Here is a 15418-nt window from a genome sequence, read left to right as displayed (position 1 = left end):
GAGAGGAACGAGACGGACAACGGTAAGCGACGCAGAAGCGCGGCCCGGGTATCGGGACGAAAGCACGCCGCGCAAGCCTGATGCACGAGCGCGGAATACCGGCCATGATGCGTTTCACGAGAACAGAAGCACACTATCCTGCAACGGCGGTAGCCCTCAACGGACAGGCCCGACTCGCGGAGACATCATGAAGTTTCTTGTGGCCGACGACCATGAACTGATCCGGCAAGGCGTCAAAGGCATGCTGCGCGGCTTCGATCCCGAAGCCCAGTTCGACGAAGCCGATAGCTGGGAAACACTCGCCAGCGCCGCGCGTCCCGATGCCAATCACGATCTTGCGATCGTCGATCTGCATATGCCGGGCATGAGCGGCGCAAGCTCGCTCGAAGCGCTGCTCAAGGCGAACCCGGCGCTGCCGCTCGTGGTGCTGTCGGCGGAAGAATCGCCCGACGAAATGCGCGCGGTGCTCGCGGCCGGCGCGCTCGGCTTCGTGCCGAAGCGGCAGCCCGCCAGCGTGATGCTGAAGGCGATCGAGCTGGTGCTCTCCGGCGGCGCCTATGTGCCGATGGAAGCGCTGAGCCTGCTCGGCGCGCGCGATACGCCAGCGGCCGATGCCTGCGCCGGCGCGGCTTCGGGCACGGGGGTGGAAACGGCCGCCGCGCTCGCCGGCATTGCCAGCCATGGCGGCGCTTCGCAATCCGCTGCACAATCCGCCGCTCAGGCGCCGATCCCGAGCCCCGCCGCGCGGATGCCGGCGCTCCAGCCGCATCAGCAGCATCTGCTGGAAAACCTCTCGCCGCGTCAGCAGGACATCATGCGGCTCGTGCATCGCGGCTGGACCAACAAGATGATCGCGCGCGATCTCGGCGTCGCCGAAGGCACCGTCAAGGTGCATCTGTCGGTGATCTTCCGCGCGCTCGGCGTGCATAACCGCGCGACGGCGATTGCGGTAATCAACGGCTGGCTCGAGGCGGGGAAGAGTTTGTAGCGACGGGGTTCGCGGCGACGGCGCTCACCGTGGCCGCGCCGGTTGCTGTCTCGTTCTGTACACCGCTGCTTGCACCACCCTTGCCGCCCTCGCCACCGTCTATGCCCGCCCCCGCACCGTCACGCAACATGGGTGCCGCCGCCGGCCGTCCCTTGTCCAGTTCCGCCTGCTGCCACAGCATTTCGAGCGTGCGCCGCAGGCGCGCCGGCGTCACCGGCTTGTGCAGCACCGGTATGCCCTGCAACACGAGCGCCGAGAGTTCCGTCGACGCCATATCGCCGGTAATCAGCAAGGTCGCGACATTGCCATGACCCGCGCGCGCGAGCGCGCCGCGCACTGCCGCCAACGCCTGCGCGCCGGTGCGGTGATTCGCGAGCTGGTAATCGCAGAGCACCGCATCGGGCACGAAGCCGTCCGCGAGCGCGGCCAGCGCCTCGGCTTCATCGCGCGCGCCGAACGCGCTGCACCCCCAACGCCGTAGCAGGCTTTCGATTCCTTCGAGAATCGAGGGGTCGTCGTCGATACACAGCACGCGCCGCTCCTGCGCCGCCGGCCCGCCCGTCACCGAATCGTTGAGACTCCCGACGATGCCGGCCGCGTCGCCCGCCTGCACCGCAAAGCGGAACACGGAGCCGCGCCCCGGCGCCGAGCGCAACTGCAGTTCGCCGCCGAGCAGATCGACGAGCCGCTTGACGGTCGGCAGCCCGAGGCCGTGCCCCTGACGCGCGTCGCGCTGCGGATTCGCGACCTGATAGAACTCCTCGAAAATATGCGCGTGCTCCTCGGGCGCAATGCCGATGCCCGAATCGCGCACCTCGATAAAACCGCCCGTCTGCCGTCCCGCGCGCCGCAAGCCAAGCCAGATCGCGCCCTCTTCGGTGTAACGCACCGAGTTCGACAGCAGGTTGCTCAGCACGCGTTCGAGCAGTACGGGGTCGTCGTAGACGACCATCGCGGTCGGCGCGATGCGCAGCGCGAGCCCCTTCGCCGCGGCCTGCGGACGATACTGGCTGCCGACCCGCTCGAACAGTTCGGCAAGCCTGAAATGCAGGCGGATCACCTGGGTCACGCCGCTTTCGAGCCGCGCGAGATCGAGCACCTGGTTGAACAGCTGGTTCAGCGCCTCGACGTTGTAGACGATGTGCCCGGCCGTCTTCGCGTGCTGCACCGGCGTCGCGGCCGGATCGTTCAGCGATGCCGCGAGCAGTCCGATCGCATGCAGCGGCTGCCGCAAATCGTGGCTCGCGGCCGCGAAAAAGCGCGTCTTCGCGAGGCTAGCTTCTTCGGCCACGCGTTTTTGCGTCGCCAGCGATTCCGCGAGGTACTGCTGATCGACGCGCGCCTGCACGACCTGGCGAAACAGCTTGCGGTAGCTCATCGCATAGACGTTGATCGCGCAGAAGAAAAACGCGAGGACGATCGCGAGAATCGTGCGGTCGAACGTATGCGAGCCGAAATGCAGCACGATCGACGGCAGTAGCAGGAACGGGATCGAGGTCGAAAAGTTCAGGAGGTCGAAACCATTCGACATGAAGACGCCGGCGGCGAGCGTCACGAGCATCACGGTATGCAGCAAGGGCAGATCGGCCTGCGAACTCTGGAACGCGAACCACACCGCGAAGCCGGGGCCGCTGTAGAGCAACACGCCGCGCAACGCATGCAGACGAATCCACTCGCGCGGCGCAACGAGTTGCGGATAGCGCCGGTTGCAGATCCATAGCGCGAGGCCCGCGCAATTGGCTAGCGCATAGAAGCCGAAACACGCGATAAAAAGCGCTGGCGACGGTATCTGCGGCCAGTAGATCGCAATGAGCACGGCCATCGAAAACCAGTGAGAAAAGAAGGCGATCGGATCTTGCGCATAGAGCACGCGCACGAGGTCTTCGTCGATGGCACGCTGGATCGGGTCGGCCCGCATCGCGCGGTCTCCTTTGTCGAACGGCGCGGCCCCGACATGGCCCACGCGCCGATTATCCCCACCATGCGCCCGCTTCGCGAGCGCGACATTTCCCCGAACGTACGTCCACTCTTCAGACGAAAAGAAAGGAATCCGTCAGAAGGTTTACCCGGCAGTTTACCCATCAGCTAACACTTAATCCATATAGGCGCGAGCCTTGCCGCGAACCATACTGCATTCACGTTTCAGCGCGGCATTTCAGGCTTCATCCAACGCTTCGCGGCCCACCGCCGAAGCTCACCGCGCTCCTTGTCCCCACGCTGACGGAGGTTTCCATGGGCGCAGTCCCAAGCTACGAGTTCGCCCGCCAACTCGACGACGCGATCCTGCCCGACCTGTGGCGCAGACGCACCCGGCTGTCCGCGGACGAAATGGTGTCGATCGTCGAACTGGTCCGGCGCGCGTTGCGAACCTATCACCCGCTCGAATTGCAGGCGCTCGGCGAAGACAAGGAAGAACTGGTCGCTCAGTTCATCTACGCAAAGGTACTGCGCCTCGCGCCCGGCCACACCGAAACGAGCGCCTGCGCGGACAGCGCGCCGTCGAACAGCTACGCGGTATGCGCCTATTTCCGCCGCTATCTGATCGACTGCCTGCGCAGCGCCGGCCATCAACGCAACGTCTCGATGGAAAACGAGGGCATCGAGCAGGAAATCGATCTGCATGCCCAGGCACTCGAAGATCCGGTGCAAAGCGTGCTGCTGCAATACGGTCTCGACGAGCAGTGCGTGAGGTTCGCAGCACGCGAATTTATCGAAGGGCTCGACGAGCCCGAACGGATCGTGCTGGCGGGCAGCCTCGGCTGGTGCTCGGAAAGCAAGGGCGGGCTCGCGGCGGTGGCGGCTCGGCATCGGGTCCCCTCTTATCACTATCGCGCCGTCAAACTCGGCGTCACGATGAAAAAGACGGCCGGCGCCGAGGAATTTTCCAACACGAAGATCGGCCGCTGGCTCACCGACGTGCTCGGCATCGCCATCGACATCGAAAATCGCGAAGCTATCCTGCTCGCGCTGAACCTGCTCGCCGCGGAATCGAGCGACAGCGAAATGAATGAAGTGACCGCCTAACGGACGACATAACAGGCCACATAAAAAGCGATGGACCCGCGCATGAGCGCACGGCCGGCCAAACCACAAGAAAACCGCCCGCTCATGCCGCCCGACACGTCGCACGCTACGGTTGCGCGCCTTGCACGGCGCGCTTTTTTTGTGCGCCCATTCCACCTACGATAAAAAATCTGCTGCCGCGCGCCGTCTTTATTCCGAAGCACAGCTTCCGTTCCCCGCATCCGACTCCAGACGAGGTGGTCCTGATGAACCGCTTATCGAGCGCGCCGACGGCGCTGCAACGGCATTACGAAGTGGTCGTGGTCGGTTCCGGCTATGGCGGCGCGATCGCCGCGAGCCGCATGGCGCGCGCGGGCCGCAGCGTCTGCGTGCTCGAGCGCGGCCGCGAATTCATGGCCGGCGAATACCCGCGCACGCCCGTGCAGGGCGGCGAGCAGCTCCAGTACAACACGGCCGAGGCGCAGCTCGGCTCGCCGCTCGCGCTGCTCGAAGTACACGTGAACGAGGACGTCAATGCGGTGGTCGGCTGCGGGCTCGGCGGCACCTCGCTGATCAATGCGAACGTCGCGCTCGAAGCCGATCCGCGTCTCTGGGACGACCCGCGCTGGCCGGCCGCGCTGCGCGCCGACAGCGACGGACGCGACGCAGGTTATGCGCTCGCGCGGAAGATGCTGTCGCCGTCGCCGGTGCCTGCCGATTTTGGGCCGCTGCCGAAGCTCGACGCGCTCGAAAAATCGGCGCAGGCGCTCGGCATGGCGAACCGCTTCAGCCGCCCGCCGATCACGGTCACGTTCACGAAGGGCCCGAATGCGGCCGGCGTCGAACAGCAGCGCTGCGTCGGCTGCGGCGATTGCAACTCGGGCTGCAACTACGACGCGAAGAATTCGACACACATGAACTATCTGCCCGATGCGGTCGCGCACCGCGCACAGATTTTCACGGGCGCGGCCGTGCATTCGGTGCTGCGCGATCCGGACACGCAGCAATGGAAGGTCAACTTCCAGCTCGTCGAACTCGGCCGCGAGAGCTACGGCGCGCCCGATCTGTTCGTGCTGGCCGATATCGTCATCGTGGCGGCGGGAACGATCGGTTCGAGCGCGCTGCTGCTGCGTTCGCGCAAGGAAGGCCTGAGCACCTCGGACATGCTCGGCCGGCGCTTCACCGGCAACGGCGACGTGCTGGCCTTCGCGTACAACACCCGCGACACGATCAACGGCGTCGGCTGGGGCGAGCATGCGCCAGGCGAAATTCCCGTGGTCGGGCCAACCATCACCGGGCTCATCGACGTTCGCCAGAACGGGCCGGATGCGAAGGACGGCTACGTGATCGAGGAAGGTTCGCTGGCCGGGCCGGTCGGCGAAGCGCTGGTCGGTATGCTCGGCGCGGTCGCGCCGCTCGAAGGCGTGGACCCGGGCGGACCGCCGACGCTGCGCGAGCGGCTCGCCTACGACGCGCGCGCCATCGAGAGCCTGATACGCGGCCCGTATCACGGCGCGCTGAACCACACGCAAAGCTATCTCGTGATGGCGCATGACGACGAGGATGGCCGCATCACGATCGACGAGCAGGGACGCGCGCGCATCGAGTGGAAAAACGCTGGACGCCAGCCGCTCTTCAAGGCGATCGAGAACGTGCTGATCCAGGCCACCGCGCCGCTCGGCGGCAAATATCTGCGCAATCCGATTTCGACAAAGATTCTCGGCAGGCGCACGGTCACCGTGCATCCGCTCGGCGGCTGCGGAATGGGCGAGGACGCGGAACGTGGCGTAGTCGATCATATGGGCCGCGTATTCAGCGGCACGGCTGGCAATGCGGTACACGACGGCCTCTATGTGATGGACGGCGCGGTGATGCCGATGTCGCTCGGCGTGAATCCGCTGCTGACCATCTCCGCGCTCGCCGAGCGCAATTGCGCGCTGCTCGCGAAGACGCACGGCTGGTCGATCGATTACGCGAAAGCGGGCGAGGCCGCCGCGCCGCCCGCGCAAAAAATCGGCCTGCGCTTCACCGAGACGATGGTCGGCACCTACACGCCGAAGGTGGCCGGCGAGGCGGCGACGAGCCCGATCGAATTCACGCTCACGGTCGAGTCCGACGATCTCGCCGATATGCTTGGCAATCCACAGCATCTCGCGCACACCGCTGGCACGCTGACCTGCCCCGCCCTGTCCGCGCAACCGCTGACGATCACGGACGGCACGTTCAACCTGTTCGTCGTCGACGCATCGGATGTCGACGAACGCAACATGACGTATCGCATGACGCTCAACGCGGCCGAGGGCAACACCTACTATCTGAGCGGCAGGAAGATCATCACGCGCACTTCGCCGATCAATCTCTGGGAGCAGACCAATACGCTTTACGCGGACATCCGCGCGACGGCCGACGACACCGCGCCGCCGCTCGGCACCGCGAGGTTGATCATCACGCCGGAAAACTTCCTCAAGCAGCAGCGCACGCTCGAAGTCACGCACGCGCCCGATCTGAAAACGCGCCTCGAATGGACGCTGAAGTTCGGCCGGTTCTTCGCGGGCGTGCTGTTCACCGAATACGGCGGCGTGGCCGCGCCGTTGCAGTTCTACGATCCGGCGCTGCCGCCGCGCGCGAAGCGCACGCTGCGCGCGCCGGCGCCGCAAATCAGCTGGTTCGATACACCCGACGGCACGAGGCTCAGGCTCACGCGCTACGTCGATCCGGCCGCGGGCAAAGCCGGCAAACCGGTCCTGCTGATTCACGGCTCGGGCGTGTCGAGCCGCATCTTCTCGACCGATCTGACGCCGACCAATCTCGTCGAGTATCTGTGCGCCTCGGGCTTCGACGTCTGGCTCGTCGATCTGCGCGTGAGCATCGAACTGCCGAGCGTGCTCGTGCCGACCAATGTCGACAAGGTCGCGCGCGAGGACATTCCCGCCGCGGTCGCGAAGATTCTCGCGCTGACCGGCGCACCGAACCTGCAGGTGCTCGGTCATTGCATGGGCGGGCTCGCGCTGAGCATGTCGCTGATGCATGGGCTCGAAGGCGTACGCTCGGCGGTAATTTCGCAGGTGTCCGCGCATCCGGTGCCCGGCACGCTGCAACGGATCAAGGCCGGGCTTCATATTCCCGACCTCATGCAGCATCTGCGGATACGCGATCTGACCGCCTATACGCAGCAGGATTCGTGGCCCGCGAACCTGCTCGACGAAGCACTGCGGCTCTATCCGCTCGATCACGACGAGGGCTGCGGCAATCCGGTCTGCCATCGCGCGACGTTCCTGTATGGACTGCTCTACGAACACCAGAAGCTCAACGAAACGCTGCATGCGAACCTGCAGGAGCTGTTCGGCATTCACGACGTCGCCGTATTCATGCATCTGGCGGCGATGGTGCGGGCCGGCAAGCTCGTCGATGCGCATGGCGACGACGTGTACTTCACCGGCGCGAACGGCATGAAAGGGCTCGCGGGTATGCGCCTGCCGATCGGCTTCATTCACGGCGAGAAGAACGAGACCTATCTGCCGAAGAGCACTGAACTCACCTACGACATGCTGCGCGGCGCGTTCCCCGAGCAGCCGTATGAACGGCATCTGATTCCGGACTATGGGCATATCGACTGCATCTTCGGCAAGAACGCGGCGGTCGATGTTTATCCGGTGATCGTGCAGTATCTCAACGCGCATTGACGGCACGCATTGGCGTGCCGTCATCGGCGCCGTGCATCGGGCGATGCGCGGCGCGCGTTTCAATTCGCCGCTGTTGCGTCGCTTCGCTTGGTCGTGCCGCTGTGTCGTGCTGCTGCGTTATGCCACCGTGTTGCCCCGCCTCGTCGATGCGTAACGCGTCATCCGCATGACATGGGTTCTCCTCGCGCCATCATTCCGGTATGGTTCATGTTGCGCGACGCGCGGCCCTCCCCGCTTTTTCCGCGCCACGCTTTCGTTGCGCCTTCATTCCACGCACACTCATCCACCCGTACTCTCACTCATCGCGATGAAAAAATTCTTTCTGGCCTTGTTCACCGCCGGCTTGCTCGGCAACACCGTCGCCGCGACGAACGTGCAGGCGGCCGAACTGCGCGTCATGACCTCGGGCGGCTTCACCGCCGCTTACAAGGAACTCGGGCCGACGTTCGCGGCCTCGAGCGGCAACACGCTCGACACGATCCTCGGACCGTCGATGGGTCAATCGCCCGAAGCGATTCCGAACCGGCTCGCGCGTGGCGAATCCGCCGACGTCGTCATTATGGTCGGCTATGCACTCGACGATCTGATCAAGCAGGGCAAGGTCATTCCCGGCTCGCGCGTGGAACTCGCGGATTCGCGCATCGGCATGGTCGTGCGCGACGGCGCGCCGAAGCCCGACATCAGCACGATCGAAGGGCTGAAAAACACGCTGCTGCACGCGAAATCGATCGCCTACTCGGACAGCGCGAGCGGCGTCTATATTCAACGCGAGATGTTCAAGCGGCTCGGTATCGAAGATCAGGTGAGCGCAAAAGCGAAGATGGTGCCGAAGATTCCGGTTGCCTCGGTCGTCGCGAACGGCGACTACGAAGTCGGCTTCCAGCAGGTCAGCGAATTGCTGCCGGTCAAGGGCGCGACCTTCGTCGGCAAGATTCCCGAATCGGTGCAATCGGTCACGCGCTATGCAGCAGGTATTCCGGTGAATGCGCCGCATCCGCGCGAAGCGAAAGCGCTGCTCGACTATCTCGCGTCGCCCGCGGCGCAGAAGACGGTCCGCTCGACCGGGCTCGATTCGGTCTCCGCGCCCTGAGTCGAATGGCTGAATGCGCAGCGAAGCGCGGCTGAAACAACGCCGCGCTATACGGTCCCGGCCAGATGAAAACGCGAGGCCGGATGCCATAGCCGCACCGAGGTCGCGACGTTCTCGACGACCCACGTGCGCCGCCATAGCAGCAGACACGGCTCGCCGATATCCATCATCAGATGCCGCCGCACATGGGCGTCGGGCTTTTGCGCGTAGATGCGAAACTCGGCGCGCTGCACCGGCGCGACCCGCACCATGTAGTGATTCGGCGTTTCGACCGAAAAATCCTGTTGCAGGTATTCGGGGAACACCTTCGGATTGACGTAGCGGTCCTCGTACTGGATCGGCACGCCCTCCTCGCTGTGCACGATGCACGAGTGATACGCGGGGCCGTTTGCGAGACCGAGCGCGTCGAGCGCTTCGGCGTCGTCGCCCGGTTCGAGCGTCAGCACGCGCGCCGTATGGCGATGACCGCGCGCGGCGATTTCATCGGCGATATTGCGGATTTCCAGCACCGTCGATTCATAACGCTGCGCCGCGACGAACGTGCCCGAGCCTTGCACACGCGTAAGCACGCGCTCAGCGGTCAGTTCGCGCAGCGCGCGCGACACCGTCATGCGCGCGACGCCGAATTCCTTGACCAGTTCCGTTTCGGACGGAATCAGCCCGCCCGGTTTCCAGACACCCTCGCCGATGCGATCGAGCACATAGCGCTTGATCTGCTCATAAGCGGGCACCGCCTTGACCAGTGCATCGCGGCCGCGGCCGACGCGGTTCCGCTCCCGCTCGTGGTCCTGCCCGTGGTGCGGGTCGTCCGGTACGGCGGACACGCCGCGCGCCTGTGTCGTTGTTTTCACTGCAAGCCTCATAGGTCGTGCGCCGGCAATACACGTCGTACACCGTGGCCGGTTCTCCGGCGGCCGGGCCCAATCTTACCCGGTTCGGCGGCGAGGCCGGACACTCGACGCTGCGCGCCTACCAGATGAACGGCACGAAGCGGAACCGCACGCGCTTCATATAGGCCGCGTAACCGTCGAGCTGTTCGGCAAGCAGACGCTCCTCGCGCACCGCGCGCCAACCGAAGCCGAACGCCGCCACCGGCAACGCCGCGAGCCCCCACCACGAGCCGAGCAACAGCGGCGTGCCGACGAAGAACAGCAGCGCGTCCGCATACATCGGATGACGCACATACGCATAAGGCCCCGTGTCGGCAACCTTATGACCGCGGCTCGCCTGAATCTTCACGACCGGCGCCGCATAGCTATTGGCGCGAAACACGAAGCGACACAGGAAGATGCAGAGGAACACGCATAGCGCGCCGAAGCTCGCGAGCCAGAGCGGCAGCGGCGCGGACCAGCGAAAGCGCACCGCATCGAAGCCCATCAGGATCAGCCAGCCGAGCCACGCGGGCGCGACCGCGGCCATGAACAGACGATCCCAGCGGCTCTGCTGCGTCTGCACGAATGGCGCGAGCCGCTCGGCCAGCAACGCGGGATCGTGACGCGCGAGCCACACGCCGAGCCATAGGCTCAACACGGCCAGTTCGATCAGATACCACCATGCGGCCGGCCACGCGAGCGTGCCCGCCGCGCCGAACAGCAGCACGCCCATGCTCGCGAGCCACGCGAGCGATTGCAGGATCAGACGCGCGATCATGGCGATATCTCCCTTGGATCGGCTCCTTATGCAGGCGTCTTGGGCCGTCGCCGTCAGGCGGCCTCGCCGCGCGTGCGCACGCGCTCGAACACCGCGCCGATGTCGAGGTCTTCGAGATTCAGCCCGAAGCGCTCGCGCAGACAATCGGCAAGCTCGCCGGCACTGGCCAGTTGCCGCTCGGCCACGAGCCGCCCTTGTGCATCGCGTTCGTTCAACTGATCGTTAAAGAGCGTGACGCGCAGCCCCGGCAACACACGACACACGATCAGGTTGTGCGCGAAGATGGAATCCGGCGAGGTCGACGTGTACCAGTTCGACGTTTCGTAATCGATCCATTCGACCGGATGCAGATCGAAACGATAGACGCGCACCCAGCTTTCGTCGGGCTCCTGCATTTCGAGCGTCAGCATGTCGCGGCCGGCGTCGGCGAGACGGAACGTGCCGAGCGGCGTCGGTTGCGCGATGCCCGCGCTCAGACGCAGCGGCTCGGTCAGCGTCACGCTGCCGAAGCCGACGTCGGCGATCCATGTGTCGTTGCCGAGGTCGATGCGCAGCACCATGTGCGTGCGCGGCGGAATCGTATCGGATGCGCGCCCCCACAGCACGCGCCCGAGCATCGGCGTGATCCTGAAGCCGAGCTGCATCAGCACGTTGGCGAACAGCGAGTTCTGCTCGAAGCAGTAGCCGCCGCGCCTGCTGGCGACGAGCTTGTGCTCGATCGCTTCGAGGTCCAGCCTGACGGGGCGGCCCGTCAGCGTGTTGAGGTTTTCGAACGGAATCGCTGCCGGGTGCAGCCCGTGAAGCACCTGCAGAACTTCCAGCGTGGCCGCGCGCGGGCCCGTGTAGCCGATGCGCGCGAAGTAGCGTTCGAGATTGATGGCGTGGGGCATCGGCGTGGTTCCGGTAGAGAGGAGCGAGTTCGGCACGCGCGGGCCGCGCCTGTCTGCACGTTGCGATGCATGCTCATAGGCACACAGCACACGACACGCGGCCCGCCTCATGAAACGATCATAGCGGCTTTTTGCGTCTCTCCGGCATGGCGCGGCCGAGCGGAAAGCAACGATGTCCGCGCCGCGCCCGCTACCCGCTTCCTCCCGCCGCGGCTACATGCCCTTCAACGCCGCCGTCGCGGCCGACGGCACGCTGATGCCATGGCTCGACGCGAACTGCACGGCCGCACTGAGCGTCGACGTCAACGACTTCAACTGCCCCGGCGCCGATTGCGCGATATACGACGCGCTTTGCGCGGTCTGCGGATTGAGCCCCGACTGCAGCAACGAGGACGGACTCATCTGGCCGACGCTGCCGAGCCCCGACTGCAAGCTCGAATACTGGCTCACGCCCTTGCCGAGCGACGACAGCCCATCGGTAAACGCCTGCTTGTCGACCGGCGCCGCCGACGCGCCGCCGCTCGCCTGACTCGCGAACGCACCGGTGAGCTTCTGCGACAACGACTGCTGCGTGCTGCCCATCTGCGTCAACTGGCTGACCGACGGCGTGCCGCCGCTCAGCAGCCCCGCGGCCTGCTGCGCCTGGCCGGCCGCGCTCGTCATGCCCATCGCCGAGGCGAGGCTCGATTGACCGCTCAGCACCTGCTGGTTCGCGCCCACATAGCCTTGCAGCAATTGCGACACGCCGCTCGACGAAGTACTGCCGGCATTACCGCCCAGTGCATTGCCCACCGCGGCGCCGAGCCCACTGCCGGCCGAACCGCCGGTCGAACTGTCGCCGCCGCCGAGGCCGAACTGCTTCAGGCTCATCTGCGCATGCGCCGCGCCGCCCGCGAGCAGCGCACCGCTCGTCAGCAATGAAACCAGAAGAATGCGTCGATTCATTTCCCTCTCCTTACGTTGGCTGTCAAATTACCCGTGCGCTTCGACATCGCGCGCTCGCGCACGTTTCGTATGACCACATAAATACGATTAAATTACACATTAATTCCTCATTCATTACGCCGTCACGCCTTTTGGGCGCAATCCGTAAAGAGCGGCATTACACCGCAGTAATATTGATGAGAATCGTTCTCATTTATATTGACTCCTGAAATCCGAGTACGTACGATCACGCCATCTACTGCGCCGGCATCCCGGGACATCGCGCGAATTCGCACGCGGGGCAGTCGCAACGTTGATTCGATCAGTAGAAACAACATCAATAAGGATCTCGATGAAGTTTGCCCAATTCAACGGACGCCGCGCCTACGCGCGTCCTCCTTGCGACTCCTCGACACGTCCCGCTGCAACTCATCGTACGCGCCTGCCTTCGATGCGGCACGTCGCGCTCTGCACGGCCTTCGCATGGGCCTCGCTGAACGCCGGCACGGCGATGGCCGAAACCAGTCCCGACGCCACCCCGGAAGCGCCCGAAGCCGACCTGAAAATCCAGGCGGCCCAGACCGACCAGTGGACCGGCGTCTGGAACCGTCAGCAGATGCTCGGCGACATCGGCGGCCTGCGTCCGTGGCTCGGCAAATACGGCGTGACCCTCACCGTGACCGAAACCAGCGAAGTACTCGCGAACCTGCGCGGCGGTCTCGCGCGCGGCGCCGACTACGACGGCCTCACGACCGCCACCCTGCAGATGGACACCTCGAAGGCGTTCGGCCTGCCCGGCGGCCTCTTCAACGTGAGCGCGCTGCAGATCCACGGCGCGAACCTCAGCGCCAACAAGCTCGGCACGCTCAATACGGCGAGCGGCATCGAGGCCGACGACGCGACGCGTCTGTGGGAACTCTGGTATCAGCAGTCGTTTCTCGACAAGCGCGTCGACGTGAAGATCGGCCAGCAAAGTCTGGACCAGGAATTCATCGTGAGTTCGTACGCGGCGCTGTTCCTCAACACGATGTTCGGCTGGCCCGCGCTGCCCTCGTACGACCTGCCCTCGGGCGGCCCCGCGTATCCGCTCTCGGCGCTCGGCGTGCGCGTGCGCGGCCAGATCACGCCGTCGTTGACCGCGCTGGCCGGCGTGTACTCGGGCGACCCGCTCGGCAACGACCCCAGCAACATGAGCGGCACGAACTTCAACCTGCATAACGGCGCGTTGTGGATCGGCGAATTGCAGTACGCGATCAACCAGCCGTCCGACGGTCAGATGGTCGGCGCGGGCGGCGGCCTGCCCGGCACCTACAAGATCGGCGTCTGGTACAACACGAACAGTTTCGCGGATCAGCGTTACGACAACCTCGGCCTGTCGCTCGCGAACCCGGCGTCCACCGGCGTGGCCGCGAACCATCACGGCAATTACAGCATCTACGCGGTCGCCGACCAGATGGTGTGGCGTCCGGACCCCGACGAGCCGCGCAGCCTCGGCGTGTTCGCGCGCGTGATGGGCGCCCCCGGCGACCGCAACCTCGTGAGCCTCGCGGCGAACCTCGGCATCGTGCTGAAAGCACCGTTCAAGGGTCGCGACAACGACAGCGCCGGTCTCGCGCTGACCTACATCAAGATCGGCAATCACGTCAACGGACTCGATCAGGATACCCTGGCATTCAACGGCGGCCCGTACGGCGTGCGCACGAGCGAAACCGCGCTCGAAGCGACCTACCAGTACCAGGTCAATCCGTGGTGGCAACTGCAGGCCGACGCGCAGTACACGTTCAACGCGGGCGCCGGCCAGAACCCGAACGATCCGACGCAGCCGCTGCGCAATACGTTCGTCGTCGGCGTACGGACCCTCATCAATTTCTGATGCCGCTCGTGCCCTCTCTCCACGCAGGCATTCAGACACGCCTGCACTCACACGCAATCGGACCCGCACTTTCCATGCTTTCGCTCCTCACCGCTACCCACGCTTTGTGCTCATGCACGGAGGCCCAATCGTGAACCATCCCACGCGCCAGTTTTCGCCGCGCGCCGCGCGGGCCCGGCTCGCCGCAACCGCTGCTGCAACCACCATGGCAGCCGCTGCTGCTCTCGTGACGACCAGCGCCGCCCATGCCGAGCCGCAAGGTTTCCTCGAAACCATCAAGCACCACACGACGCTCATCAACACCGTGCCCGATAACGGCGACCAGAATCCGTACGCGGTCGTGGTCGCGCCCGTCAGCGCCGGCACCGTGAAGAAGGGCGACGTGCTGGTCGGCAACTTCAACAACTCGACGAACCTGCAAGGCACCGGCAGCACGATCGTCGACTATCACCCGGACACCCAACAGATGACGGTGTTCGCGACCGTGCCGCGCGACCTCAAGGAATGCCCGGGCGGCATCGGCCTCTCGACCGCGATGACGATGCTGAAGTCGGGCTACGTGATCGTCGGCAGCACGCCGAGCAACGACGGCACCACCGGCACCAAGGGCGCGGGCTGCCTGATCGTGATCGATCCGCAAGGCAAGATCGCCTCGACGATCTCGAGCCCGAACATCAACGACCCGTGGGGCAACATGGCCGTGGTCGATAACGGCACGAGCGCGACGCTGTTCGTCAGCAACGCGGGCTTCGGCGTCGGCGGCGCGGACGGCGAACCGCCCGTGTTCAAGCAGGCCACCGTGCTGCGCCTCGACCTCGACGTGCCGCAGGACAAGCCGCCCGTCGTGAAGAAGGAAACCGTGATCGGCAGCGGCTTCGGCGCGCAGGCCGACAAGGGCGTGTTCCTCGTCGGCCCGACCGGGCTGTCGCTGTCGGCCGATCAGAAGCTGCTGTACGTGTCCGATGCGATCGGCAACCGCATCACCGAGATCGACGATCCGCTCACGCGCGACACGAGCGCGGGCGTCGGCCGCCAGCTGACCGCCGACGGCCTGCTGCATCGTCCGCTCGCGATGACCACCGCGCCCAACGGCCATCTGCTCGTGACCAACGCGCTGAACGGCCAGGTCGTCGAAATCGATCCGGCGAGCGGCAAACAGCTCTACGCGCGCTGGATCGACACCGACAAGGCGCAATCGCCGCCGGGCAACGGCGACCTGTTCGGCATCGCGATAACGCCGGAAGGCGACGGCTTCTACTACGTCGAAGACGACGTGAATACGCTGGTGCTCGCGAAGTAAGCCACGCGCGTCGGCCC

The 15418-nt window shown here is 65.3% G+C and carries 11 protein-coding genes; 6 read left to right on the top strand and 5 right to left on the bottom strand.

The window, feature by feature from the left end:
- The first annotated feature begins 187 nt into the window (after positions 1 to 187).
- Entirely contained in the window at positions 188 to 988 is an 801-nt protein-coding gene (locus tag G3N58_RS10935; RefSeq protein ID WP_205999165.1) for a response regulator transcription factor, read from the top strand.
- Here G3N58_RS10935 and G3N58_RS10930 read toward each other — a convergent pair.
- A complete protein-coding gene (locus G3N58_RS10930; protein ID WP_167283912.1) occupies positions 954 to 2906 on the bottom strand; it encodes a hybrid sensor histidine kinase/response regulator in 1953 nt (650 codons plus the stop codon). The two genes, G3N58_RS10935 and G3N58_RS10930, sit on opposite strands and share 35 nt — an antisense overlap.
- Before the next feature lie 314 nt (positions 2907 to 3220).
- Between G3N58_RS10930 and G3N58_RS10925 the strand changes: the two genes are divergently transcribed.
- The 3 genes from G3N58_RS10925 to G3N58_RS10915 all read left to right on the top strand — a co-directional run bounded on the left by G3N58_RS10925 (position 3221) and on the right by G3N58_RS10915 (position 8764).
- Positions 3221 to 4012 carry a hypothetical protein gene (locus G3N58_RS10925; protein ID WP_205999164.1) on the top strand — a complete coding sequence of 264 codons (792 nt, stop codon included), beginning with the start codon at positions 3221 to 3223 and terminating at the stop codon, positions 4010 to 4012.
- A 245-nt stretch (positions 4013 to 4257) separates the two neighbouring features.
- Positions 4258 to 7674, top strand: a complete 3417-nt coding sequence (locus G3N58_RS10920) for an alpha/beta fold hydrolase (RefSeq protein WP_205999163.1) — start codon at positions 4258 to 4260, stop codon at positions 7672 to 7674.
- A gap of 307 nt (positions 7675 to 7981) precedes the next feature.
- The gene (locus tag G3N58_RS10915) at positions 7982 to 8764 is read left to right on the top strand and encodes a substrate-binding domain-containing protein (RefSeq protein WP_205999162.1); all 783 of its coding nucleotides are present in this window, start codon (positions 7982 to 7984) and stop codon (positions 8762 to 8764) included.
- A gap of 47 nt (positions 8765 to 8811) precedes the next feature.
- On the opposite strand, the gene hutC is transcribed toward G3N58_RS10915, so the two are convergent.
- From hutC to G3N58_RS10895, 4 genes are all read right to left on the bottom strand, one after another.
- Entirely contained in the window at positions 8812 to 9507 is a 696-nt protein-coding gene (hutC, locus tag G3N58_RS10910; RefSeq protein ID WP_241017071.1) for a histidine utilization repressor, read from the bottom strand.
- 226 nt (positions 9508 to 9733) lie between these two features.
- Complete coding sequence (locus G3N58_RS10905; RefSeq protein WP_167050189.1) at positions 9734 to 10414, bottom strand: isoprenylcysteine carboxylmethyltransferase family protein; 681 nt, start codon at positions 10412 to 10414, stop codon at positions 9734 to 9736.
- Between the two features lie 53 nt (positions 10415 to 10467).
- Entirely contained in the window at positions 10468 to 11304 is an 837-nt protein-coding gene (locus G3N58_RS10900) for an arylamine N-acetyltransferase (RefSeq protein ID WP_205999161.1), read from the bottom strand.
- Positions 11305 to 11517: 213 nt separating this feature from the next.
- Positions 11518 to 12249: a hypothetical protein gene (locus tag G3N58_RS10895; protein ID WP_205999160.1), complete on the bottom strand. Its 732-nt coding sequence runs from the start codon at positions 12247 to 12249 to the stop codon at positions 11518 to 11520.
- Between the two features lie 331 nt (positions 12250 to 12580).
- Between G3N58_RS10895 and G3N58_RS10890 the strand changes: the two genes are divergently transcribed.
- Together G3N58_RS10890 and G3N58_RS10885 are read left to right on the top strand one after the other, a co-directional pair.
- Positions 12581 to 14101 (top strand): carbohydrate porin, encoded by a 1521-nt coding sequence (locus tag G3N58_RS10890; protein WP_205999159.1) that lies wholly within the window; start codon positions 12581 to 12583, stop codon positions 14099 to 14101.
- 205 nt (positions 14102 to 14306) lie between these two features.
- On the top strand, positions 14307 to 15401 hold the full coding sequence (locus tag G3N58_RS10885) for a hypothetical protein (RefSeq protein WP_241017070.1): 1095 nt from the start codon (positions 14307 to 14309) through the stop codon (positions 15399 to 15401).
- Positions 15402 to 15418: the final 17 nt, after the last annotated feature.

It is taken from the genome of Paraburkholderia sp. Ac-20342 (assembly GCF_017104985.1).
Lineage (GTDB): Bacteria > Pseudomonadota > Gammaproteobacteria > Burkholderiales > Burkholderiaceae > Paraburkholderia.
The sequence above is the reverse complement of the archived record's forward strand: the minus strand, read 5'-3'. Positions and strand labels throughout refer to the sequence as shown.

What these genes read in the sequence shown, in the direction of transcription:
- G3N58_RS10935 (WP_205999165.1), top strand. Translation starts at nt 188, where the DNA reads ATGAAGTTTCTTGTGGCCGACGACCATGAACTGATCCGGCAAGGCGTC.
- G3N58_RS10905 (WP_167050189.1), bottom strand. Translation starts at nt 10,414, where the DNA reads ATGATCGCGCGTCTGATCCTGCAATCGCTCGCGTGGCTCGCGAGCATG.
- G3N58_RS10925 (WP_205999164.1), top strand. Translation starts at nt 3,221, where the DNA reads ATGGGCGCAGTCCCAAGCTACGAGTTCGCCCGCCAACTCGACGACGCG.
- G3N58_RS10890 (WP_205999159.1), top strand. Translation starts at nt 12,581, where the DNA reads ATGAAGTTTGCCCAATTCAACGGACGCCGCGCCTACGCGCGTCCTCCT.
- G3N58_RS10915 (WP_205999162.1), top strand. Translation starts at nt 7,982, where the DNA reads ATGAAAAAATTCTTTCTGGCCTTGTTCACCGCCGGCTTGCTCGGCAAC.
- G3N58_RS10885 (WP_241017070.1), top strand. Translation starts at nt 14,307, where the DNA reads ATGGCAGCCGCTGCTGCTCTCGTGACGACCAGCGCCGCCCATGCCGAG.
- G3N58_RS10920 (WP_205999163.1), top strand. Translation starts at nt 4,258, where the DNA reads ATGAACCGCTTATCGAGCGCGCCGACGGCGCTGCAACGGCATTACGAA.
- G3N58_RS10900 (WP_205999161.1), bottom strand. Translation starts at nt 11,304, where the DNA reads ATGCCCCACGCCATCAATCTCGAACGCTACTTCGCGCGCATCGGCTAC.
- G3N58_RS10930 (WP_167283912.1), bottom strand. Translation starts at nt 2,906, where the DNA reads ATGCGGGCCGACCCGATCCAGCGTGCCATCGACGAAGACCTCGTGCGC.
- G3N58_RS10895 (WP_205999160.1), bottom strand. Translation starts at nt 12,249, where the DNA reads ATGAATCGACGCATTCTTCTGGTTTCATTGCTGACGAGCGGTGCGCTG.